17 protein-coding genes, 1 tRNA gene, 3 rRNA genes and 1 pseudogene are annotated in these 23,527 nt (G+C 54.1%); 8 read left to right on the top strand and 14 right to left on the bottom strand.

The features are described from left to right. Position 1: 1 nt before the first annotated feature. The 5 genes from lepA to rpoE form a co-directional block, all read right to left on the bottom strand. Positions 2-1,801: a translation elongation factor 4 gene (gene lepA, locus CDA56_RS23300; RefSeq protein ID WP_004853275.1), complete on the bottom strand. Its 1,800-nt coding sequence runs from the start codon at positions 1,799-1,801 to the stop codon at positions 2-4. Between the two features lie 185 nt (positions 1,802-1,986). Further along, positions 1,987-2,466, bottom strand: coding sequence for a SoxR-reducing system protein RseC (gene rseC / locus CDA56_RS23295; RefSeq protein ID WP_014230402.1), 480 nt, complete (start codon positions 2,464-2,466; stop codon positions 1,987-1,989). Then, complete coding sequence (gene rseB, locus CDA56_RS23290) at positions 2,463-3,419, bottom strand: sigma-E factor regulatory protein RseB (protein ID WP_004853278.1); 957 nt, start codon at positions 3,417-3,419, stop codon at positions 2,463-2,465. Before rseB ends, rseC begins: the two co-directional genes overlap by 4 nt. Further along, complete coding sequence (rseA, locus tag CDA56_RS23285) at positions 3,419-4,069, bottom strand: anti-sigma-E factor RseA (protein WP_004853279.1); 651 nt, start codon at positions 4,067-4,069, stop codon at positions 3,419-3,421. The genes rseB and rseA overlap by 1 nt, the downstream gene beginning before the upstream one ends. A 32-nt stretch (positions 4,070-4,101) precedes the next feature. Further along, complete coding sequence (rpoE, locus tag CDA56_RS23280; protein WP_004104583.1) at positions 4,102-4,677, bottom strand: RNA polymerase sigma factor RpoE; 576 nt, start codon at positions 4,675-4,677, stop codon at positions 4,102-4,104. 424 nt (positions 4,678-5,101) lie between these two features. Here rpoE and nadB point away from each other — a divergent pair, with 424 nt between their 5' ends. Beyond that, positions 5,102-6,721, top strand: a complete 1,620-nt coding sequence (gene nadB / locus CDA56_RS23270; RefSeq protein WP_004853280.1) for an L-aspartate oxidase — start codon at positions 5,102-5,104, stop codon at positions 6,719-6,721. Here nadB and trmN read toward each other — a convergent pair. Then, positions 6,706-7,446, bottom strand: coding sequence for a tRNA(1)(Val) (adenine(37)-N(6))-methyltransferase TrmN (gene trmN / locus CDA56_RS23265; RefSeq protein ID WP_014230403.1), 741 nt, complete (start codon positions 7,444-7,446; stop codon positions 6,706-6,708). The two genes, nadB and trmN, sit on opposite strands and share 16 nt — an antisense overlap. 132 nt (positions 7,447-7,578) lie before the next feature. Between trmN and srmB the strand changes: the two genes are divergently transcribed. Then, positions 7,579-8,910: an ATP-dependent RNA helicase SrmB gene (srmB, locus tag CDA56_RS23260; RefSeq protein WP_004853282.1), complete on the top strand. Its 1,332-nt coding sequence runs from the start codon at positions 7,579-7,581 to the stop codon at positions 8,908-8,910. A 45-nt stretch (positions 8,911-8,955) separates the two neighbouring features. Here srmB and grcA read toward each other — a convergent pair whose 3' ends face one another. Beyond that, positions 8,956-9,339, bottom strand: a complete 384-nt coding sequence (gene grcA, locus CDA56_RS23255) for an autonomous glycyl radical cofactor GrcA (RefSeq protein WP_004104596.1) — start codon at positions 9,337-9,339, stop codon at positions 8,956-8,958. A 311-nt stretch (positions 9,340-9,650) separates the two neighbouring features. Between grcA and ung the strand changes: the two genes are divergently transcribed. Beyond that, the gene (ung, locus tag CDA56_RS23250; RefSeq protein WP_014230405.1) at positions 9,651-10,340 is read left to right on the top strand and encodes a uracil-DNA glycosylase; all 690 of its coding nucleotides are present in this window, start codon (positions 9,651-9,653) and stop codon (positions 10,338-10,340) included. 55 nt (positions 10,341-10,395) lie between these two features. Here the strand turns inward: ung and CDA56_RS23245 are convergent, their stop codons facing one another. Beyond that, the gene (locus CDA56_RS23245) at positions 10,396-11,469 is read right to left on the bottom strand and encodes a tRNA/rRNA methyltransferase (RefSeq protein ID WP_064379281.1); all 1,074 of its coding nucleotides are present in this window, start codon (positions 11,467-11,469) and stop codon (positions 10,396-10,398) included. Between the two features lie 203 nt (positions 11,470-11,672). Between CDA56_RS23245 and trxC the strand changes: the two genes are divergently transcribed. From trxC to CDA56_RS23220, 5 genes and pseudogenes are all read left to right on the top strand, one after another. Then, positions 11,673-12,098 (top strand): thioredoxin TrxC, encoded by a 426-nt coding sequence (gene trxC / locus CDA56_RS23240; protein WP_004104599.1) that lies wholly within the window; start codon positions 11,673-11,675, stop codon positions 12,096-12,098. Positions 12,099-12,167: 69 nt separating this feature from the next. Continuing rightward, positions 12,168-12,866, top strand: coding sequence for a tRNA-uridine aminocarboxypropyltransferase (locus tag CDA56_RS23235; protein WP_014230408.1), 699 nt, complete (start codon positions 12,168-12,170; stop codon positions 12,864-12,866). 35 nt (positions 12,867-12,901) lie between these two features. Further along, positions 12,902-15,579: pseudogene (locus tag CDA56_RS23230) on the top strand (bifunctional acetate--CoA ligase family protein/GNAT family N-acetyltransferase). Between the two features lie 93 nt (positions 15,580-15,672). Continuing rightward, positions 15,673-17,028, top strand: a complete 1,356-nt coding sequence (gene pssA, locus CDA56_RS23225) for a CDP-diacylglycerol--serine O-phosphatidyltransferase (protein WP_014230410.1) — start codon at positions 15,673-15,675, stop codon at positions 17,026-17,028. A 39-nt stretch (positions 17,029-17,067) separates the two neighbouring features. Continuing rightward, the gene (locus tag CDA56_RS23220; RefSeq protein ID WP_014839230.1) at positions 17,068-17,394 is read left to right on the top strand and encodes a YfiM family lipoprotein; all 327 of its coding nucleotides are present in this window, start codon (positions 17,068-17,070) and stop codon (positions 17,392-17,394) included. 2 nt (positions 17,395-17,396) lie between these two features. Here CDA56_RS23220 and CDA56_RS23215 read toward each other — a convergent pair whose 3' ends face one another. The 6 genes from CDA56_RS23215 to CDA56_RS23190 form a co-directional block, all read right to left on the bottom strand. After that, positions 17,397-18,695, bottom strand: coding sequence for an MFS transporter (locus CDA56_RS23215; RefSeq protein WP_014230412.1), 1,299 nt, complete (start codon positions 18,693-18,695; stop codon positions 17,397-17,399). 273 nt (positions 18,696-18,968) lie between these two features. Then, a complete protein-coding gene (locus tag CDA56_RS23210; RefSeq protein WP_014230413.1) occupies positions 18,969-19,424 on the bottom strand; it encodes a DUF4385 domain-containing protein in 456 nt (151 codons plus the stop codon). Between the two features lie 262 nt (positions 19,425-19,686). Further along, positions 19,687-19,802, bottom strand: a 5S ribosomal RNA gene (gene rrf / locus CDA56_RS23205). Positions 19,803-20,002: 200 nt separating this feature from the next. Continuing rightward, positions 20,003-22,908: ribosomal RNA gene (locus tag CDA56_RS23200) — 23S ribosomal RNA — on the bottom strand. 190 nt (positions 22,909-23,098) lie between these two features. Further along, a tRNA-Glu gene (locus CDA56_RS23195) sits at positions 23,099-23,173 on the bottom strand. A gap of 87 nt (positions 23,174-23,260) precedes the next feature. Further along, positions 23,261-23,527, bottom strand: a 16S ribosomal RNA gene (locus tag CDA56_RS23190); the annotation flags it as partial.

The following is a 23,527-nucleotide window of genomic DNA, read 5'->3' as shown; positions in this document are numbered from 1 at the left end:
GTTATTTGCCGTCTTTACCAACGTGCAGAATGGCGAGGAACGCTTCCTGCGGAAGCTCAACGTTACCGACCTGCTTCATGCGTTTCTTACCGTCTTTCTGCTTCTGCAGCAGCTTTTTCTTACGGCTGACGTCGCCGCCATAGCATTTCGCCAGGACGTTTTTACGCAGCTGTTTTACGGTAGAGCGGGCAATGATGTGGTTGCCGATGGCAGCCTGGATAGCGATATCGAACTGCTGACGCGGGATCAGCTCTTTCATCTTCTCTACCAGTTCGCGGCCGCGGTATGGCGCATTGTCGTTATGCGTGATCAGCGCCAGCGCATCCACACGCTCGCCGTTAATCAACACATCCACACGCACCATGTTGGAAGCCTGGAAGCGCTTGAAGTTGTAGTCCAGCGACGCATAGCCGCGGGAGGTAGACTTCAGTCGGTCGAAGAAGTCGAGCACCACTTCCGCCATCGGGATTTCATAGGTCAGCGCAACCTGATTGCCGTGGTAAACCATGTTGGTCTGTACGCCGCGCTTTTCGATACACAGGGTGATGACGTTGCCCAAAAACTCCTGCGGCAGCAGCATGTGACACTCCGCGATCGGCTCGCGCAGCTCCTGAATATTGTTCAGCGGCGGCAGCTTCGACGGGCTGTCGACGTAGATAACCTCTTTCGAGGTGGTTTCGACTTCATAGACTACCGTCGGCGCCGTGGTGATCAGATCCAGATCGTATTCACGCTCCAGGCGCTCCTGGATGATCTCCATATGCAGAAGACCCAGGAAGCCGCAGCGGAAACCGAAGCCCAGCGCCGTAGAGCTTTCCGGTTCATAGAACAGAGAAGCATCGTTGAGGCTCAGTTTGCCCAGTGCGTCGCGGAAGTTTTCATAATCATCGGAGCTGACCGGGAACAGGCCGGCATAGACCTGCGGTTTCACCTTTTTAAAGCCGGGCAGCGCTTTATCTGCCGGGTTGCGCGCAAGCGTCAGCGTATCGCCGACCGGCGCGCCAAGGATGTCTTTAATGGCGCAAACCAGCCAGCCTACCTCGCCGCATTTCAGCTCGGTACGGTCCACCTGCTTCGGCGTGAAGATGCCCAGGCGATCGGCGTTATACACCTGCCCGGTACTCATCACCTTAATTTTATCGCCTTTGCGCATGGTACCGTTTTTGATACGCACCAGAGAAACGACGCCGAGGTAGTTATCAAACCAGGAGTCGATAATCAGAGCCTGCAGCGGCGCTTCCGGATCGCCTTCCGGCGGCGGAATATCGCGCACCAGGCGCTCCAGCACGTCCGGTACGCCAACGCCGGTCTTCGCTGAACAGCGCACCGCATCGGTGGCATCAATACCAACGATGTCTTCAATCTCTTCCGCTACGCGTTCCGGATCGGCTGCGGGCAGGTCAATTTTGTTCAGGACCGGTACGACTTCAAGGTCCATTTCCATCGCCGTATAGCAGTTAGCCAGCGTCTGGGCTTCGACGCCCTGGCCGGCATCAACCACCAGCAAAGCGCCTTCACAGGCGGCAAGCGAACGAGAAACTTCATAAGAGAAGTCGACGTGGCCGGGGGTGTCGATAAAGTTCAGCTGATAGGTTTCGCCATCAGTTGCTTTGTAATCCAGGGTGACGCTCTGCGCCTTGATAGTGATACCGCGCTCACGTTCAAGATCCATGGAGTCCAGAACCTGGGCTGCCATTTCACGATCGGAAAGGCCACCGCAAATCTGGATAATACGGTCAGACAATGTCGACTTACCGTGGTCGATGTGAGCGATGATTGAAAAGTTACGTATATTCTTCATATTTAGAGTTAATTATGCCTTACGCGAATCATGAGGCCGCTGTTCTGTGCCTGACGTTTTTTAATCCGAAAACGCCGCATTCTACACTACATCCACGAAACCAGGAAATGCTCTTACCGCTAGCATAACCGGAGTAAATGATGAGTTCCTGCGGGAGTTGTAAATAAAGATAAGGGCCAGTGAAATCACTGACCCAGTTGGGAGGAAGGCGTCTCGATGCGGACTAAATCTGGCGGTAAACCGACGCTGATAATAACCGGCTGCCACGACTGCCGGGAGGCTAAGCCAGGCGAAAGACCGCGAGCGACCAGAAACCCGCCAACGCCGCCCAAAATGGCCCCGCAAAGCGAGGCAAAGTCGTTGGCAAACAGCACCTGGAATATTGATGCCATCACAAACAAACCGACTAACGGCGCCATATAAACCAATACCGCCGACCCGAGCAGGCTGCTTTCGGCAATGCCCAGTTCGACTTTTTGCCCGGCCGACAGCGGCTGTTCGCAGGGGACGCTAAGGGTATGGCTGGTTTGCGGCCCAAGCTTATTCAGCACCCGGCTTCCGCAACCGGCGCGAGAAGCACAGCTGCTGCAGGAGGCTTTCACATCGCAGTGCACCAGCGCAACGCCATTTTGCCAGGAAACGACCGTCGCCCACTCTTTAATCATTGTACTGCCCTGAATTTAATACTATCGGAAATACGCTTCGCCGTTTGCGGCGGCAGCTCGCCAACGATGGTTATCTCTGCGTTATCACGCACGGTAGTCGCCACGGTACGACGGCCGGTACGCAGCAGCTGATCGCTGCTATTTGCCGTGGCGCGATTGATATTGACAGAGAAACTAAACAGCCCGTCGGAATACAAACGGGACTCTACCGGGCCATCGAAAGTGGGCAGACGACGCTGGCTGCTGGAGACTTCGGCCACGCCCTGCGGCAGCCAGGTTGGCGCCCAGTTAAAGTTGGCCTTATTTCCCCCTTCCGGCACCGACAGCTGCGGAGGCAGGTTGGCCTTAGACAGGGTTTCCATACTGGCGCTAACGTTATCGCCAACGTTGAACGAGACGACGCGGAACTGCTCAAGCGTTTCGCCGTCGCGATCAAGCAGATCAACGCGCAGAGGCAGCTTAGTTTCAGCATCTAACCATGCGATATAGCTATAGCGGGTGCCATCGCGAGCCACGACGCGCACAACATCGCATAAACGATCGGCAATACGCGTCCGCCCCACGGAAATGAAGTCGTAATAGGATGACAGACGTTTAAAGTCGGAGTAGACCAATGAAGGCAGCGAATCAACGATATAGTCGCCGTTCAGGGTGAAAGGATCGAGTCCGGGCTCAAAATAGCTGATTTCCGTTCCGCGCAGCACCACCTCCCGACGCGGCCCGTCAAGCTGGAGCAGCTGTGCCAGGGTGCGATTGTTTAGTTTAGCGTGTCGATAACGCAGCGACTCAACACCCTGCTTGTTGATGCTGACGAAAGAGAGCTCGTAATTAAGGGACTGGCTGGCCAGGTTCATCTGCTGCAACAACGCCCCGGACGATGTATCAGCCGAGGCGTTGACGGAGAAGAACAGGCTGCCTGCCATGAGCGACATGGCACACCAAAGTTGCTTCATTACTGCGATTGTGTTCCTAAAGTTTGATAGCCCGGCACCTGAACAGCGGCTTGCTGAGTCTGGGCCTGGCCAAACTGAAGCTGTTCCGCATGCAGGCGACGCTGCAATTCATAGTCCTGCAGCATAGCATTAATTCTGCGGCGCTGTTCCTGCACCTGAGCCTGCTGACCGCTACCTGCCGAAGCATCCGCCGGCACGCCCAGGCTGACCGGGCTGGCCTTACCCATCATCGGCATGGTGTTAAACACCGGCGCCTCTGGCTGCTGGGATGAATCAGACTGGCCATTATACTGCTGAACGCCGACAATCACAGCAAGGGATACGCACGCGGCAACGCCCATCTGGGTAAGCGAGCTGGCCCACGGGCGTACTTTTTGCCAGAAAGGCATCTGACGCCACTGGTGCGGTGCGGGCTGAGATTCAGGAATTAGAGGAACCGTCTGACGAACGGGCTCGTTTTCAATGGCGGCCATGACGCGAGCTGAGATATCAAAATGGAGCACCTCACTCGTATCGCCTCGCAGCGTATCGCGGATGAGATGGTAGCTCTCCCAGGTTTTTTGCATTTCAGATGAACGCTCCAGCTCGTTGAGCAGTTCGTTATCCAGCGTTTCACCATCCATTAAGGCCGAAAGTTTTTCTTTCTGCATGCCTGATACCCTTTTCCAGTATTCCGCTATCGTCAACGCCTGATTAGCGGTTGAACTTTATTATCAATAGCTTCTCGCGCCCGGAAGATGCGCGAACGCACTGTGCCCACCGGACAATCCATGATGGCGGCTATTTCTTCATAGCTCATGCCATCCAGCTCCCGCAAGGTAATTGCCATGCGTAAATCTTCCGGAAGCGATTCAATGGTACGAAAAACTATTTGTCTCAGCTCTTCTGACAACATTAAGTTCTCAGGGTTCGAAATTTCTTTCAATGCCCCGCCACTTTCGAAGTTTTCAGCATCATTCGCATCAACATCGCTGGATGGCGGACGGCGTCCCTGAGCAACCAGATAATTCTTCGCCGTGTTTACGGCGATGCGATATAACCAGGTGTAAAAAGCGCTATCCCCCCGGAAAGAATCCAGCGCACGCCATGCTTTAACGAACGATTCCTGAACAACGTCAGCGATATCGCCCGGCGGCACGTAGCGGGAGACCAGACTTGCAACCTTATGCTGATAGCGCACCACCAGCAGGTTAAATGCTTTCTGATCTCCTTTCTGGACCCGTTCAACGAGGACCTGATCCGTTAACTGCTCGCTCATCCGAGGTAATGTCTCCCCAAACCCAATTCCCATGCGTATTCAAAAACACCACCCAATTACTGCATCAAGTGAGCAAGCAGAGGGTTGGAGTGTCTGAAAACAATAAAGTTCCGTTACGCCTTTGTTTTTCGTCCGGCACCGGCTGACGGATTGTTATCTCTCATTATATGTCCCGGTCGCTAAACGATATGTAAGATAATAAGAAAAAGCGCAAGACCCGCCAGAAGGGTAACGTAACCCGGCTTTTATTTCACTATAAAATCTGAAGCTCACGAGCCGCTTCGCAAAACCTTTTTTCCATTTACAGCCCGCCTCATTACGCCGTTATGTTTAGTCCTCACAACGCGGAGTAAAAAAAATGTACGATTTCTCGCTGGCTGGTGCTATTGTTCGCTTATTGTGTTTAGTAAATTAAACAAAGGCCATGAAAACAACTTCCGATTCCTCCTGTGATGTGCTGATTATTGGCAGCGGCGCTGCCGGATTATCCCTTGCCTTACGCCTGGCGGAACGCTGCGCGGTCACGGTTCTCAGCAAAGGCCCTATCAGTGAAGGTTCTACTTTCTACGCTCAGGGCGGTATTGCCGCCGTATTTGATGAAACCGATAGCGTTGAATCGCACATCGAGGATACGTTGATAGCCGGAGCGGGTCTTTGCGATCGCCATGCGGTCTCATTCGTGGCGAGCAACGCTAAACCCTGCGTTCAGTGGCTAATCGATCAGGGCGTGCTGTTTGATACTCAGGTTCAGGCGAACGGCGAAGAGAGCTACCATCTGACCCGCGAGGGAGGTCACAGCCACCGCAGAATTCTCCACGCCGCCGATGCGACCGGTAAAGCCGTTGAGACTACCCTGGTGAGCCAGGCGCTGGCCCACCCTAATATCCGCATACTGGAACGCAGTAACGCCGTTGACCTTATTATCTCCGATAAAATCGGCCTGCCCGGCACGCGCCGGGTGGTGGGCGCGTGGATCTGGAATCGTAATAAAGAAGCGGTTGAAACCTGTAGCGCAAAGGCCGTGGTGCTGGCTACCGGCGGCGCGGCTAAAGTTTATCAATATACGACGAATCCTGACGTCTCTTCCGGCGATGGTATCGCGATGGCCTGGCGTGCCGGCTGCCGGGTCGCCAACCTCGAATTTAATCAGTTCCACCCAACCGCGCTGTACCATCCGCAAGCGCGCAACTTCCTGCTGACGGAAGCGCTGCGCGGCGAGGGCGCGCTGTTGAAACGCCCTGACGGCACGCGGTTTATGCCGGACTTTGACGAGCGCGGCGAGCTGGCTCCGCGCGATATCGTCGCCAGAGCCATCGATCATGAGATGAAGCGCCTTGGCGCTGACTGCATGTATCTGGATATCAGCCATAAACCGGCAGAATTTATTCGCCACCACTTCCCGATGATCTACGAGAAGCTGCTGGGGCTGGGCATCGATCTGACAAAAGAAGCGGTGCCCGTGGTTCCTGCCGCACACTACACCTGCGGCGGCGTCATGGTTGACGATCACGGGCGCACCGACGTCGACGGGCTGTATGCCATCGGTGAAGTAAGCTATACCGGATTACACGGCGCTAACCGGATGGCATCAAACTCGTTGCTTGAGTGCCTCGTCTACGGGTGGTCCGCCGCCGAAGATATCGTTAAGCGTCTGCCGTTCGCGCAGGCAGTCAATGAACTGCCATCATGGGACGAAAGCCAGGTTGAAATACCTGATGAACTGGTCGTGATTCAGCACAACTGGCATGAGCTGCGCTTGCTGATGTGGGATTATGTCGGCATCGTGCGCACCACCCGCCGTCTTGAGCGCGCCCTGCGCCGCATTACTATGCTGCAGCAGGAGCTGGACGAATACTACGCCCGCTTCCGCGTCTCCAATAATTTACTGGAGCTGCGGAACCTGGTGCAGGTTGCCGAGCTGATTGTGCGCTGCGCCATGCTGCGTAAAGAGAGCCGCGGGCTTCACTACACGCTGGACTATCCTGACCAGTTGCCGGAGAGCGGGCCGTCGGTGCTCTCGCCGTTGGCTCACATAAAAAGATAAAAGTCCTGGGTCAGAGCGGTAAATCCTTCGGAATACTGCTGCTCTGGCCCACGGATGATCAATCTGTCGCTAAAGCACTCCTCCCCCGCCGTCGGCGAAAAAGCCAACAGAACCCGATGCGGCGGGCGCACTTCCGTTTCCGCCACGTCGGTACGCAGACGCAGATGCCAGCCCATATTCTGCGCCCGCTGCACAAAGGCGTTACCAATGTCGACCGGAAGCACGACGCAGAAAAACCCTTCCTCCGTAATAAGCTCGGCGGCGCAGGTTAATAATGTTGCGTGATCGAGGGAGGAGGTATAGCGAGCCTGCTCGCGCTGCGAGGTGGCGCAAGGTACGCCTTCAGCGAAAAAAGGCGGATTGCTGACAATCAGCTCATAGCGGCGGGTTTGCTGCGGCTGCCATTGCTGAATATCCGCCTGATGAATCTGCAGGCGATCGGCCCAGGGAGAATCCGCGGCGTTTTCTCGCGCCTGTTCTGCCGCCTCTTCATCCAGCTCCACGGCATCCACAATCACCGTCTCGCCGGTTCGCTGCGCGAGCATCAGCGCTAACAGACCGCTGCCCGCGCCGATATCCAGCACGCGCTTAACCTGAGCGATGGGGGCCCATGCGCCGAGTAAAATGCCGTCGGTACCCACTTTCATCGCACAGCGATCGTGGGCGACAAAAAACTGCTTAAACGTAAAACCATTGCGCGGCAGCGCGAACTTCGACTGGGACATCCTCGATAACCTTGCGGGCAAAAAACTCCTGAGCTTAAGGCTATGCACAATACCGGAGAACAGATAGCCTTACAAACAGATGAACATTGCGTCCGTAACGTCTATAATCGGCGGTCCACTCAGAGGTAGATCATGACTGTAACGACTTTTTCCGAACTTGAACTCGACGAAAACCTGCTGGACGCCCTCCAGGATAAAGGTTTCACACGCCCGACAGCCATTCAGGCCGCCGCTATTCCGCCTGCGCTTGATGGCCGTGATATTCTCGGTTCAGCCCCGACCGGCACCGGTAAAACGGCGGCGTATCTCCTGCCAGCGTTGCAGCATCTGCTCGATTTTCCGCGCAAGAAGTCTGGTCCGCCGCGCATTCTTATCCTGACCCCCACGCGCGAACTGGCGATGCAGGTTGCCGACCATGCGCGTGAGCTGGCAAAACATACTCATCTGGATATCGCCACGATCACCGGCGGTGTCGCCTATATGAACCATGCCGAAGTGTTCAGCGAGAACCAGGACATCGTGGTCGCCACGACCGGTCGCCTGCTGCAATATATTAAAGAAGAAAACTTTGATTGCCGCGCCGTTGAAACGCTGATCCTTGATGAAGCGGACCGCATGCTGGACATGGGCTTCGCGCAGGATATCGAACACATTGCCGGTGAAACCCGCTGGCGTAAGCAGACCATGCTGTTCTCCGCCACCCTCGAAGGTGACGCCATTAAAGATTTTGCTGAGCGTCTGCTGGAAGAACCGGTGGAAGTCTCTGCGACTCCCTCCACCCGCGAGCGTAAAAAGATTCACCAGTGGTATTACCGCGCCGATGACGTCAAGCATAAGACCGCGCTGCTGGTCCATCTGCTAAAGCAGCCGGAAGCGACGCGTTCTATCGTCTTCGTCCGTAAGCGCGAGCGCGTGCATGAGCTGGCGGGCTGGCTGCGTGAAGCGGGTATCAACACCTGCTGGCTGGAAGGCGAGATGGTACAGGCAAAACGTAATGAAGCGATTAGCCGCCTGACCGATGGCCGTATTAACGTGTTAATCGCCACCGACGTTGCCGCGCGCGGGATCGACATCGCGGACGTCAGTCACGTTTTCAACTTCGACTTGCCGCGCACGGCCGACATCTATCTGCACCGTATCGGTCGTACCGGACGCGCGGGTAAAAAGGGAACGGCCATCTCTCTGGTCGAAGCCCACGACCATCTGCTGCTGGGTAAAATTGGCCGCTATATTGAAGAGCCGTTAAAAGCCCGCGTCATCGATGAACTGCGCCCGACCACTCGCGCACCCAGCGAGAAGCAAACCGGTAAACCTTCCAAGAAGGTTTTAGCCAAGCGTGCAGAGAAGAAAGAGAAAGAAAAAGAGAAACCGCGCGTGAAAAAACGCCATCGCGATACCAAAAACATTGGTAAGCGTCGTAAACCAAGCGCAGCGGATGCTCCGCAGAAGTCAAACGAAGAGTAAAAAAAACGCCGGGATATCCCGGCGTTTTCACATTAAAACGGAATCTTACAGGCTTTCAGTAAAAGTACGGGCGATAACGTCGCGCTGCTGTTCCGGAGTCAGAGAGTTAAAGCGTACCGCATAGCCAGACACGCGAATGGTCAGCTGCGGGTATTTTTCCGGATGTTCAACCGCGTCCAGCAGAGTTTCGCGACGCAGCACGTTAACGTTCAGGTGCTGACCGCCTTCAACGCGGACTTCAGGCTTCACGTCTACCGGGATTTCACGGTATTCGATTTCACCCAGATTGCTCACTGCAACCACGTCATCTTCAGCAAAACCGGCTTTCGCGCACAGGCAGCGGGCTTCGCCTTTTTCGCTATCCAGCAGCCAGAAAGAGTTCAGCAGGTCGTCGTTTGCAGCTTTAGTAATTTGGATACCAGTAATCATTTTATGCCTCCCAGGCAGGGTTTGTTCGATTATTGGCCTTCGCGGCCAATTGGTAAAACCATTGTTCTATGAGTGTATATATATCAGCCGTACACCCGGCATTCTTTGATTTAAATCAACAAAAACCACATCACAAAAGTGGTCATAGGCGGATATTATTGTTTTACATCAAGTTACGCCATGCCACCTACCAAATAAATTTGTAAGTTTTCAATTTTTTTTGCATAAAGAGCGTCAATCGCGTGGGGCAAATTTTGTGATGTTGAAAGATGCAGTTAAGCTATGGCAATGACACTTTGCAGGAGAGCAAAATGACCGCCCCATTAACCTGGCATGACGTGCTGGCAGAAGAGAAGCAGCAACCCTATTTTGTTAATACCCTGAAAACCGTTGCTGACGAGCGGCAATCGGGAATCACCATCTATCCCCCGCAAAAAGATGTCTTTAACGCGTTTCGTTATACTGAGCTAAGCGACGTTAAAGTGGTGATTCTCGGCCAGGATCCTTACCATGGACCAGGGCAGGCGCACGGCCTCGCCTTCTCGGTTCTACCGGGCATTCAGATCCCGCCATCGCTGCTGAATATGTACAAGGAACTGGAAGGGACGATACCAGGCTTTCAGCGCCCGACTCACGGTTATCTCGAAAGCTGGGCGCGCCAGGGCGTGTTGCTGCTCAATACCGTATTAACGGTACGTGCCGGACAAGCGCACTCTCACGCCAGCCTCGGTTGGGAAACTTTTACCGATAAAGTCATTTCGCTGATTAACCAGCATCGGGAAGGCGTCGTCTTTCTGCTGTGGGGTTCGCATGCGCAGAAGAAAGGCGCGATAATCGATCGCCAGCGCCACTGCGTGCTCAAAGCGCCGCACCCGTCGCCCCTCTCCGCCCACCGCGGGTTCTTTGGCAGTAATCATTTCGTGCAGGCGAATCAGTGGCTGACCGAACGCGGCGAAGCGCCCATTGACTGGCTGCCCAGGCTACCGGCTGAAAGCGAATAGCTCTGAAAATGAAAATGCCAGCATTACGCTGGCATTTTGACTCTGAGACAAGGTGTTACGCCTTGTTCTGCCGCCACCATTCAGCCAGCAGCACGCCGGTTGCTACGGACACGTTCAGGCTTTCAACGTTGCCGGTGCCTTCAATCGCGATGTTCAGATCGGCGCTGGAGATAGCGGCGTCAGAAAGACCGTCACTCTCCTGCCCTAACACCAGCACCATTTTCTTCGGCAGCTCGGCTTTGAACAGCGGAGTCCCGTTATGGCTGGAAGTAGAAACAATCGCGTAGCCCGCTTTACGGAAGCGCTCGAGCGTATCGATAAAGCTGTCGCCCGTAATCGGCTCAACGTGCTCCGCGCCGCCTTCCGCAGTACGAATCGCGGCGCCGGACTCCATAACGCCGGCATCCTGCACAATCACGCCTTTGACGCCAAAGTGCGCGCAGCTGCGCATAATCGCGCCGAGGTTGTGCGGGTTGCCGACATCTTCCAGCGCCAGAACACAATCTTCAGCGTCGGCTTTAGCCACCCACTGCTCAACGGAAGTGCCGTGGCGCTTTTTAATCAGGAAGCAAACCCCGCCGTGGTGTTCAGTGCCGGACGCTTTCGCCAGCTCTGCTTCATCGACCACGTGATAGGCTTTACGATTCGCCGCCATCCAGCGCAGAGCTTCTTTGAAGCGCGGGGTCACGCTCTGGATAAACCAGGCGCGAACGATGGCGTCCGGACGGCTCTGGAACAGCGCCTGGCAGGCGTTTTCACCATAAACGCGGGTTTCTTCCGCGCGCTGGCGGCGCAGCACTTCAGGATCGATAAAGCTTTTTCCGCTGATCCCGCCGTGATCCGCTTTTACCGGCGCCTCATCGCCCGGCGCGCGGGATACGGTACGCCACGGAGAGGAGCCCTCGCCGCCAAAGCCTTCACGCTTGCGATCGTCACGTCTACGATCGCCACCGCGGCTCTCTTTTTCATCGCGCGCAGGGCGGTTACGACCGTCAACACGAGACTTTCCTGGACGTCCCCCGCCCTTCCCGGTACGCGGGTTATGGGTACGTCGGTCAGAATCATCATCACTGCGGACATACATCACTTTGACCTTGCCGCTTTTATTTTTCAGTTCGTCGTCGCTCATTCATTTTCTCCACCTGCGCTGCGCGAAGCGCGCAGATTACCCGATGTGCCATCACTTAGCCATTATTTCATTTAAAAGCCTGAGTCTATCGTATTCATTGAATAAAACTCATTGTCCTTTATTCGCAGTGCATCGATAATATGTAACATTACAGAAACAAATCGGCCACGTGCCGCGCTGCAACCCATAACCAGAGGTTAGTTATGAATACCGTTTGTGCCAGTTGTCAGGCTCTGAACCGCATCCCCGACGATCGTAGCGCCGATGGCGCGAAATGCGGGCGCTGCGGTCACGATCTTTTTGATGGCGATGTGATCAACGCGACCGGGGCAACGCTGGATAAACTGCTGAAGGACGATCTGCCCGTGGTTGTTGATTTCTGGGCGCCGTGGTGTGGCCCCTGCCGTAACTTTGCGCCAATCTTTGAAGATGTGGCTGAAGAACGCAGCGGCGAAATGCGTTTCGTGAAAGTGAATACCGAAATGGAGCGTGAACTGAGCGCTCGCTTCCGCATTCGCAGCATCCCGACCATTATGATGTTTAAAAATGGCGAAGTTATCGACATGCTCAATGGCGCCGTACCTAAAGCACCTTTCGATAGCTGGCTAAACGAAGCAGGCCAGCAGTAAACCTCACGGGGCACCGCTTGTGCCCCGTTTTCTCCTCTGCGACAATGGCGTTTTTTCTTAGCGATCCCCATGACTGATAACGCCGTCCTTCGCCTTCGCGCCGAACGCCTCGCGCGCGCCACCCGGCCTTTTCTTGCTCGCGGCAACCGTATCCACCGCTGCCAGCGTTGCTTGCTGCCGTTGAAGCAGTGCCTTTGCGCCACCCTCAAGCCGGCTGCCGCCGCCAGCCGTTTTTGCCTGGTGATGTTCGATACCGAGCCAATGAAGCCCAGCAATACCGGCCGCCTGATTGCCGATATCCTGCCGGATACGGAGGCCTTTCAGTGGTCACGAACCGAACCGCCGCAGGCGCTTCTCGATCTCGTCGCCGACGCGCAATATCAGCCGATAGTGGTTTTTCCTGCCTCTTATGCTGGCCCAGAGCGTCAGGTTCTTGATTCCCCGCTCCCGGGTAAACCACCGCTGTTTATCATGCTCGACGGCACCTGGCCCGAAGCGCGAAAAATGTTCCGCAAAAGCCCCTGGCTTGACGCGCTGCCGATGATTTCCGTCGATCTGTCGCGTATCTCCGCTTATCACCTGCGGGAAGCTCACGCAGAAGGCCAATACTGTACTGCCGAAGTCGCGATTGCGCTGCTGGATCTCGCGGGAGATAAAAGCGCAGCCACGGCCCTTGGCGAGCACTTCAGCTTATTCAGAACGCGCTACCTGGCAGGAAAAACTCAGCATAAGGGTAGTATCACAGCACAACTGACAGAAAACGTTTAAAATCATTCGGTCACTGGGGATCAAAGGAGACCGGTATGAGCCAACGAGGCCTGGAAGCATTGCTGCGGCCAAAGTCGATCGCCGTTATTGGCGCATCAATGAAACCACAGCGCGCCGGTTATCTGATGATGCGCAACCTGCTGGCGGGCGGATTTAGCGGCCCCGTTCTCCCCGTAACGCCAGCGTGGAAAGCGGTTCAGGGCGTACTGGCCTGGCCTGACGTCGACAGTCTGCCCTTCACGCCCGATCTCGCCGTGCTTTGTACTAACGCCCGCCGAAATCTTGAGCTGCTGGAAGCGCTGGGGCAAAAAGGGTGCAAAACCTGCATCATTCTCTCCTCCATCCCCGAACAGTATCCCGCGCTGCTTGAATGCGCCTCCCGCTACCAGATGCGTCTGCTCGGCCCTAACAGCCTTGGCCTGCTTGCGCCGTGGCAGGGCCTCAACGCCAGCTTTTCGCCGGTGCCTATTCATCGCGGCAAACTGGCGTTTATTTCGCAATCGGCGGCGGTCTCCAATACCATCCTCGACTGGGCCCAGCAGCGCGAGATGGGTTTTTCTTACTTTATTGCGCTGGGGATAGTCTGGACATCGACGTTGATGACCTGCTTGATTTCCTCGCTCGCGATAGTAAAACCAGCGCCATTTTGCTTTATCTCGAACACCTCAGCGATGCCCGTCGTTTTGTCTCAGCGGCCCGTAGCGCATCGCGTAATAAGCCGATTCTGGTGATTAAAAGCGGACGCAGTCCGGCTGCGCAGAAGCTTCTGCACGTCAACTCTGGCATGGATCCGGCCTGGGACGCCGCTATTCAGCGCGCAGGTTTATTGCGCGTACAGGACACGCACGAGCTGTTCTCAGCGGTCGAAACCCTCAGCCACATGCGCCCGCTGCGCGGCGAGAAACTGATGATAATCAGCAACGGCGCCGCTCCGGCTGCGCTGGCGCTGGATGAGCTCTGGCTGCGTAACGGCAAACTCGCCGCGCTCAGCGAAGAGACCAGCAGCGCTCTCCGTCAGGCATTACCTGAAACCATCGATATCGCCAACCCGCTGGATCTCCGCGATGACGCCAGCAGCGAGCATTACCTCAAAGCGTTGAACGTACTGCTGGATAGCCATGACTACGATGCGCTGCTGGTGATCCACTCTCCCAGCGCTGCCGCACCGGGAACAGAGAGCGCGCTGGCGTTGATTGACGCCCTGAAGCGCCACCCGCGCGGCAAATACGTTACGGTTCTTACCAACTGGTGCGGTGAGTTCTCTTCACAAGAAGCCCGGCGCCTGTTTAGCGATGCGGGGCTGCCGACCTATCGAACGCCTGAAGGAACCATTACCGCTTTTATGCACATGGTGGAGTACCGGCGTAACCAGAAACAGCTCAGGGAAACCCCGGTCCTGTCAGATTCGTTAACCACTAACGCTGCCGAAGCGCACAACCTGCTGCAACGGGCAATGAATGAAGGCGCAACGTCGCTGGATACCCATGAAGTGAGCCCCGTTCTGCACGCTTACGGTATTCATACCCTGCCGACGTGGATTGCCGCCGATAGCGCCGAGGCTGTACATATTGCCGAGCAGATTGGCTACCCCGTCGCTCTGAAGCTGCGCTCGCCTGATATTCCGCACAAGTCGGAAGTTCAGGGGGTTATGCTTTATCTGCGCACGGCTACAGAGGTACAGCAGGCCGCGGACGCGATTATCGATCGCGTCAAAATGACCTGGCCTCAGGCGCGTATTCACGGGCTGCTGGTGCAAAGCATGGCTAATCGCGCCGGGGCGCAGGAGCTGCGGGTTGTCGTTGAGCACGATCCGGTTTTTGGGCCGCTGATCATGCTGGGAGAAGGCGGCGTCGAATGGCGGGCTGAGGATCAGGCCGCCGTCGCGCTCCCGCCGCTGAATATGAACCTTGCGCGCTATCTGGTTATCCAGGCCATCAAAAGTAAAAAAGTGCGCGGCCGCAGCGCGCTGCGCCCTCTCGATATTCCTGGCCTGAGCCAGCTTCTGGTACAGGTATCGAATCTGATCGTCGACTGTCCGGAAATACAGCGCCTGGATATTCACCCTCTTCTGGCTTCCGGCCACGAGTTTACCGCGCTTGATGTCACGTTAACTCTCGCACCGTTTACCGGCGATAGTGAAAGTCGCCTGGCCATACGCCCTTACCCTCAGCAGCAGGAGGAGTGGGTGGTGATGAAGAATGGCGAACGCTGTCTTTTCCGTCCCATCCTCCCGGAAGATGAGCCGCAGCTTATGGCCTTTATCGCTCAGGTCACGAAAGAAGATCTTTATTATCGTTACTTCAGCGAAATCAACGAATTTACTCATGATGATTTAGCCAATATGACGCAGATCGACTACGATCGAGAAATGGCCTTTGTTGCTGTGCGCACCACCGCCGAGGGGAACGAGATCCTCGGCGTAACGCGAGCGATCTCCGATCCGGATAATATCGATGCCGAGTTTGCTGTACTGGTGCGCTCCGACCTGAAGGGTATGGGGTTAGGCCGCAAGCTCCTGGAAAAGCTGATTATCTACACGCAAAACCACGGCCTGCAGCGTTTGAATGGCATTACCATGCCGAATAATAAAGGCATGATCGGACTCGCCAGAAAGCTAGGATTCTCGGTTGATATTCAGCTTGAAGATGGAATTGTCAGTTTGTCTCTACAGCTTGTACCTGAGCAATTACAAACGGCTGGCCGCAATTGTTGACTACTTTAACGGGTAGTAATGGTATTATTGCCCGCTTACGTCGTCTGCATGGTACAGAAGACCCTTCAATAAACAGAGAAGAAACGCACTGTGATGTTGTCAAAATTTAAACGCAATAAACATCAACAACACCTTGCCCAACTCCCTAAGCTTTCTCAGTCAGTTGATGATATCGAGTTCTTTTACGCTCCGGCAGATTTTCGGCAAGCGTTACTGGCCAGGATAGCTCAAGCCACCCAGCGTATTTGTATCATTGCGCTTTATCTGGAACAGGATGATGGCGGCAAAGGAATTTTGCAGGCGCTCTATGACGCTAAGCGTCAGCGTCCCGAATTAGATGTTCAGGTGTTGGTCGACTGGCATCGCGCCCAGCGCGGGCGTATTGGCGTCGCGGCGTCAAACACCAATGCCGACTGGTACTGCCGCATGGCGCAGGAAAATCCCGGTGTCGATATCCCGGTTTATGGCGTTCCGGTCAATACCCGGGAAGCGCTCGGCGTCCTCCACTTCAAAGGTTTTATCATTGATGACAGCGTTCTCTACAGCGGCGCCAGTCTGAATGATGTTTACCTGCATCAACACGATAAGTATCGCTACGACCGCTACCAGTGCATTCGCAACGGTAAAATGGCTGATGTGATGTTCGACTGGGTTGAGAATAACCTGGTGCAAGGGCGTGGCGTTAACCGCCTTGACAGGGCCGATCGGCCAAAAAGTCCGGAAATCAAAAATGACATCCGCCAGTATCGCCAGGAGCTCCGCGATAGCAGCTATCATTTTATCGGCAATGCTGACGATGACCAGCTGTCGGTCACTCCGTTAGTGGGCCTCGGGAAGACGAGTCTGCTGAATAAAACCATTTTTCATTTGATGCCCTGCGCTGAGCATAAGCTGACTATCTGCACCCCCTATTTCAACCTGCCCGCTCTGCTGGTACGTAATATCATCCAGCTGCTGCGTAGCGGGAAGAAAGTCGAAATTATCGTTGGTGATAAAACCGCTAATGATTTCTATATTCCGGAAGATCAGCCGTTTAAAATTATCGGAGCGCTGCCCTATCTTTACGAAATCAATCTGCGACGCTTCCTGAGCCGACTGCAGTATTATGTCAATACCGATCAGCTGATTGTCCGTTTATGGAAGGACGACGATAACAGCTACCACCTGAAAGGCATGTGGGTTGATGACGAATGGATGCTGCTGACCGGCAATAACCTGAACCCGCGCGCATGGCGGCTGGATTTGGAAAACGCGATACTTATCCACGATCCAAAACACCAGCTCGGCGCAATGCGTGAAAAAGAGCTCAATCTCATCCGCAAACATACTACGATCGTTCAGCACTATCGCGATCTACAAAGTATTGCCGATTACCCGATAAAGGTACGCAAACTGATCAGGCGTCTGCGACGTATCCGAATCGACCGCCTTATCAGCCGTATTCTCTGAATTCACGCCCCGCCCTGCGGGGCTTTTTCTGGAATTAGTATGCGCGTCATCATGCTTATTGCCCCACTATTATTACTGACTGGCTGCAGCCATATGGCTAATGATTCATGGAGCGGCCAGGATAAAGCCCAACACTTCCTCGCCTCAGCCATGCTTTCCGCCGCAGGCAACGAATATGCCCAGCATCAGGGCTATAGCCGCGACCGGAGTGCCGCTATAGGCTTTATGTTTTCCGTGAGCTTAGGGGCATCGAAGGAGCTATGGGACAGCCGCCCGTCAGGGAGCGGCTGGAGCTGGAAAGATTTTGCCTGGGATGTGGCAGGTGCCACTACCGGCTATGCGGTATGGCAGCTGGCACATCAGTAATGCTACAAACGTAGCCCCTTGCCTTTACGATGCAGCGTCAGGGAGACCAGGAAGGCAATCGCGCCCATGACGGTCACGTACCAGTAAAAGGCGTGCTCAATTCCCGCTGATTTTAGCGACAGCGCGACATACTCTGCCGAGCCGCCAAATAGCGCATTGGCCACCGCATAAGAGAGTCCAACCCCCAGGGCACGAACCTGAGCCGGAAACATTTCGGCCTTCAGAATGCCGCTGATTGAGGTATAGAAGCTTACTATCAACAGGGCGCATATCACTAAAGCAAATGCCGCATACGGTGAACTCACGTTCTGTAATGCATTGAGAATCGGGACAGTGAAGACGGTGACGAGTACGCCAAAACAGAGCATTGAGGTCCGGCGGCCAATCTTATCCGAAAGCGCGCCGAAAAGCGGCTGAACAAGCATATAAACAAATAAGGCAGCGGTCATAATCATGCTGGCGGTACCCGCGCTCATGCCTGCGGTGTTGACCAGATATTTCTGCATATAGGTTGTAAAGGTATAAAAGCTTAACGACCCTGCGGCAGTGAATCCGAGCACCATGATAAATGCCTTACGGTTACGCCATAATCCTTTAAACGATCCCGCTTCTTTTAACGCGCGCGTTTCCTGTTGAGACGTTTCGTCCAGCTGTCGTCTCAGCCACAGGGCAACAATAGCCAGGACTGCGCCAAGAGCAAACGGGATACGCCATCCCCAGGCATGAAGCTCTTCATCGCTGAGGATCTGCTGCAAGGCAACCACAACAAGCACGGCCAGAAGTTGCCCACCAATCAGCGTGACGTATTGAAATGAGGCATAGAAACCTTTCTTTCCTTCCACCGCGACTTCGCTCATATAGGTCGCGCTGGTACCGTATTCTCCGCCAACGGACAGGCCCTGGAACAGGCGTGCAAGTAGCAGCAGAGCCGGGGCCCAGGTCCCTATCGTTGCATAACCCGGCAGGCAGGCAATCACCAGTGAACCAAAACACATCATGCATACGGAGATAAGCATAGAGGTTTTACGTCCACGACGATCGGCAATGCGCCCGAATATCCATCCCCCGATCGGACGCATCAGAAAACCCGCCGCAAATACCCCTGCAGTTTGTAACAATTGCGTAGTGGTGTTGCCAGAAGGAAAGAAGATGTGCGCAAAGTAGAGTGAGCAAAATGAATAGACGTAGAAATCAAACCATTCCACCAAATTCCCTGATGACGCCCCCACAATTGCCCATATACGGCGCCGGGTATCACCCTGATCCTGGGATCCGCGTTCGCTAATACTGCTTTCTGTCATTGTAATTCTGCTCCAGCAAAGACTGCAATCTGCCGCGTCGGGTGACCCCGCTCAATCAGACAAATCGATTAGTAAATTAAATGTTATATAATTGTTATTTTTTAGTTTGTGATGCCATTCACATTTTTTTTCGTACTGCAGGTTTTCGCGATTAAAAGGAGATTCTTCAGGATTAGCAAAGTGAAATATGGTGAATAGCGGGCCAGAACAGGTTTTTATACAGGCGATATTGCGGCACAAATTTATGTGGGGCGGGAAGATCGATGCTGAAAATTATCCCCAATGAGCCTGATGTTTCTTTTTTCGCTGGAGATAATCTTCATCCTGACGAAGCTTATCCCACCATTGTTTGAAAACTGCCGCAGCTGCCGCCTTAACAGGATCATTACCTCGCGAATTCAGGTGCCCCTCCTTCGCGTATTTTTTACCGCCTTTGTAATTGGCATAACGCCTTGCCCGGGTGTAGCCCATCTGAATAAATTTGCGCGCCATATCCATACCGACAAAATCATTCTGCTGTCGATAGAACTCGAAGAGCTGATAAATTTTCCTCGCAGATTCAATCGCCGATGCTTCATCTTTATAGCGCCAGTAGGGAAGAATTTCGCTTTTATAGGGTTCAACCAACAACACGCCCTGTTCACCTCTTCCTACCTGATAAAACTCCGGATGCTGGCGAAAATCGATGCTGGAAAAGTCTTGCTGGTAATTAAAAGGCTTAATGGCCATTATTTTCTCACGGGCTGGCTGATACACGTTATAAGCCTGGTACATAAGACTGAAGTGTGGCTAGTGGAATCTTCTGTATATTTATACAGAGAGCCCGCATAAAACCGGCAGGTTATTATTATGAAGATGTGGATGAAAGCAGGGAGTAAAAGGCAGAAATGACCGCGGAGTTGGGTTTTATGGGTAAACCGATGTCCGGTCGGTTCAGACGACAAAAACGCAAAGAGCCCATCCGTCAGGATGGGCTCTTCACTTGTTTGATGCCTGGCAGTTCCCTACTCTCACATGGGGAGACCCCACACTACCATCGGCGCTACGGCGTTTCACTTCTGAGTTCGGCATGGGGTCAGGTGGGACCACCGCGCTATTGCCGCCAGGCAAATTCTTTGTACTCAGTACGCAATTCTTTATCGCATCAGCCGCGTTGCCCGCGCTCGCAAAGTCAGTCACATACTTCAGTATGCTCCTTCCTTTCCTTCGCTTGTCGCCTTGCTGCTGCGCAAATTATTGCGTACTCAACTCTGAATCTAAGCTGAAATTGTTGTCTTCTCAGTCCGCCAAAACATCTTCGGCGTTGTAAGGTTAAGCCTCACGGTTCATTAGTACCGGTTAGCTCAACGCATCGCTGCGCTTACACACCCGGCCTATCAACGTCGTCGTCTTCAACGTTCCTTCAGGACTCTCAAGGAGTCAGGGAGAACTCATCTCGGGGCAAGTTTCGTGCTTAGATGCTTTCAGCACTTATCTCTTCCGCATTTAGCTACCGGGCAATGCCATTGGCATGACAACCCGAACACCAGTGATGCGTCCACTCCGGTCCTCTCGTACTAGGAGCAGCCCCCCTCAATTCTCCAGCGCCCACGGCAGATAGGGACCGAACTGTCTCACGACGTTCTAAACCCAGCTCGCGTACCACTTTAAATGGCGAACAGCCATACCCTTGGGACCTACTTCAGCCCCAGGATGTGATGAGCCGACATCGAGGTGCCAAACACCGCCGTCGATATGAACTCTTGGGCGGTATCAGCCTGTTATCCCCGGAGTACCTTTTATCCGTTGAGCGATGGCCCTTCCATTCAGAACCACCGGATCACTATGACCTGCTTTCGCACCTGCTCGCGCCGTCACGCTCGCAGTCAAGCCAGCTTATGCCATTGCACTAACCTCCTGATGTCCGACCAGGATTAGCTGACCTTCGTGCTCCTCCGTTACTCTTTAGGAGGAGACCGCCCCAGTCAAACTACCCACCAGACACTGTCCGCAACCCCGATCAGGGGCCCACGTTAGAACACCAGCCATTAAAGGGTGGTATTTCAAGGATGGCTCCATGCAGACTGGCGTCCACACTTCAAAGCCTCCCACCTATCCTACACATCAAGGACCAGTGTTCAGTGTCAAGCTATAGTAAAGGTTCACGGGGTCTTTCCGTCTTGCCGCGGGTACACTGCATCTTCACAGCGAGTTCAATTTCACTGAGTCTCGGGTGGAGACAGCCTGGCCATCATTACGCCATTCGTGCAGGTCGGAACTTACCCGACAAGGAATTTCGCTACCTTAGGACCGTTATAGTTACGGCCGCCGTTTACCGGGGCTTCGATCAAGAGCTTCTCCTTACGGATAACCCCATCAATTAACCTTCCGGCACCGGGCAGGCGTCACACCGTATACGTCCACTTTCGTGTTTGCACAGTGCTGTGTTTTTAATAAACAGTTGCAGCCAGCTGGTATCTTCGACTGATTTCAGCTCCACGAGCAAGTCGCTTCACCTACCATCAGCGTGCCTTCTCCCGAAGTTACGGCACCATTTTGCCTAGTTCCTTCACCCGAGTTCTCTCAAGCGCCTTGGTATTCTCTACCTGACCACCTGTGTCGGTTTGGGGTACGATTTGATGTTACCTGATGCTTAGAGGCTTTTCCTGGAAGCAGGGCATTTGTCACTTCAGCACCGTAGTGCCTCGTCATCACACCTCAGCGTTAGTGACGTTCCGGATTTACCTGGAACATCCGCCTACATGCTTAAACCGGGACAACCGTCGCCCGGCCAACATAGCCTTCTCCGTCCCCCCTTCGCAGTAACACCGAGTACAGGAATATTAACCTGTTTCCCATCGACTACGCCTCTCGGCCTCGCCTTAGGGGTCGACTCACCCTGCCCCGATTAACGTTGGACAGGAACCCTTGGTCTTCCGGCGTGCGGGTTTTTCACCCGCATTATCGTTACTTATGTCAGCATTCGCACTTCTGATACCTCCAGCAACCCTCACAGGCCACCTTCAACGGCTTACAGAACGCTCCCCTACCCAACAACACATAGTGTCGCTGCCGCAGCTTCGGTGCATGGTTTAGCCCCGTTACATCTTCCGCGCAGGCCGACTCGACCAGTGAGCTATTACGCTTTCTTTAAATGATGGCTGCTTCTAAGCCAACATCCTGGCTGTCTGGGCCTTCCCACATCGTTTCCCACTTAACCATGACTTTGGGACCTTAGCTGGCGGTCTGGGTTGTTTCCCTCTTCACGACGGACGTTAGCACCCGCCGTGTGTCTCCCGTGATAACATTCTTCGGTATTCGTAGTTTGCATCGGGTTGGTAAGTCGGGATGACCCCCTAGCCGAAACAGTGCTCTACCCCCGAAGATGAGTTCACGAGGCGCTACCTAAATAGCTTTCGGGGAGAACCAGCTATCTCCCGGTTTGATTGGCCTTTCACCCCCAGCCACAAGTCATCCGCTAATTTTTCAACATTAGTCGGTTCGGTCCTCCAGTTAGTGTTACCCAACCTTCAACCTGCCCATGGCTAGATCACCGGGTTTCGGGTCTATACCCTGCAACTTAACGCCCAGTTAAGACTCGGTTTCCCTGCGGCTCCCCTATACGGTTAACCTTGCTACAGAATATAAGTCGCTGACCCATTATACAAAAGGTACGCAGTCACCCAACAAGTGGGCTCCTACTGCTTGTACGTACACGGTTTCAGGTTCTTTTTCACTCCCCTCGCCGGGGTTCTTTTCGCCTTTCCCTCACGGTACTGGTTCACTATCGGTCAGTCAGGAGTATTTAGCCTTGGAGGATGGTCCCCCCATATTCAGACAGGATACCACGTGTCCCGCCCTACTCTTCGAGTTCACAACCTGTGTGTTTTAGTGTACGGGAGTATCACCCTGTACCCTGCGACTTTCCAGACGCTTCCACTAACACACAAGCTGATTCAGACTCCGGGCTGCTCCCCGTTCGCTCGCCGCTACTGGGGGAATCTCGGTTGATTTCTTTTCCTCGGGGTACTTAGATGTTTCAGTTCCCCCGGTTCGCCTCGTTTGACTATGTATTCATCAAACGATAGTGCAACGAATTGCACTGGGTTTCCCCATTCGGACATCGCCGGCTATAACGGTTCATATCACCTTACCGACGCTTTTCGCAGATTAGCACGTCCTTCATCGCCTCTGACTGCCAGGGCATCCACCGTGTACGCTTAGTCGCTTAACCTCACAACCCGAAGATGTTTCGTAAAACATCGTCGTGTCGCGAAAATTTGAGAGACTCGAACACACTTGAACAGTGTGTCGTTTCAATTTTCAGCTTGATCCAGATTTTTAAAGAGCAAATATCTCAAACGTCACCCGAAGATGAGTTTTGAGATATCGGTTGGTTGTGCCTTTCACTCACAGCCAGCAAGTGGCGTCCCCTAGGGGATTCGAACCCCTGTTGCCGCCGTGAAAGGGCGGAGTCCTAACCGCTAGACGAAGGGGACACGAGGTGTCGCGACTTCGCAGCCGTCTTGCTTCTTTACATCTATCAGACAATCTGTGTGAGCACTACAAAGGCAGGTTCTTTAAGGTAAGGAGGTGATCCAACCGCAGGTTCCCCTACGGTTACCTTGTTACGACTTCACCCCAGTCATGAATCACAAAGTGGTAAGCGCCCTCCCGAAGGTTAAGCTACCTACTTCTTTTGCAACCCACTCCCATGGTGTGACGGGCGGTGTGTACAAGGCCCGGGAACGTATTCACCGTGGCATTCTGATCCACGATTACTAGCGATTCCGACTTCATGGAGTCGAGTTGCAGACTCCAATCCGGACTACGACATACTTTATGAGGTCCGC

Source organism: Klebsiella michiganensis, assembly GCF_002925905.1.
GTDB lineage: Bacteria > Pseudomonadota > Gammaproteobacteria > Enterobacterales > Enterobacteriaceae > Klebsiella > Klebsiella michiganensis.
This window is presented reverse-complemented; position numbering and strand designations above follow the sequence as displayed.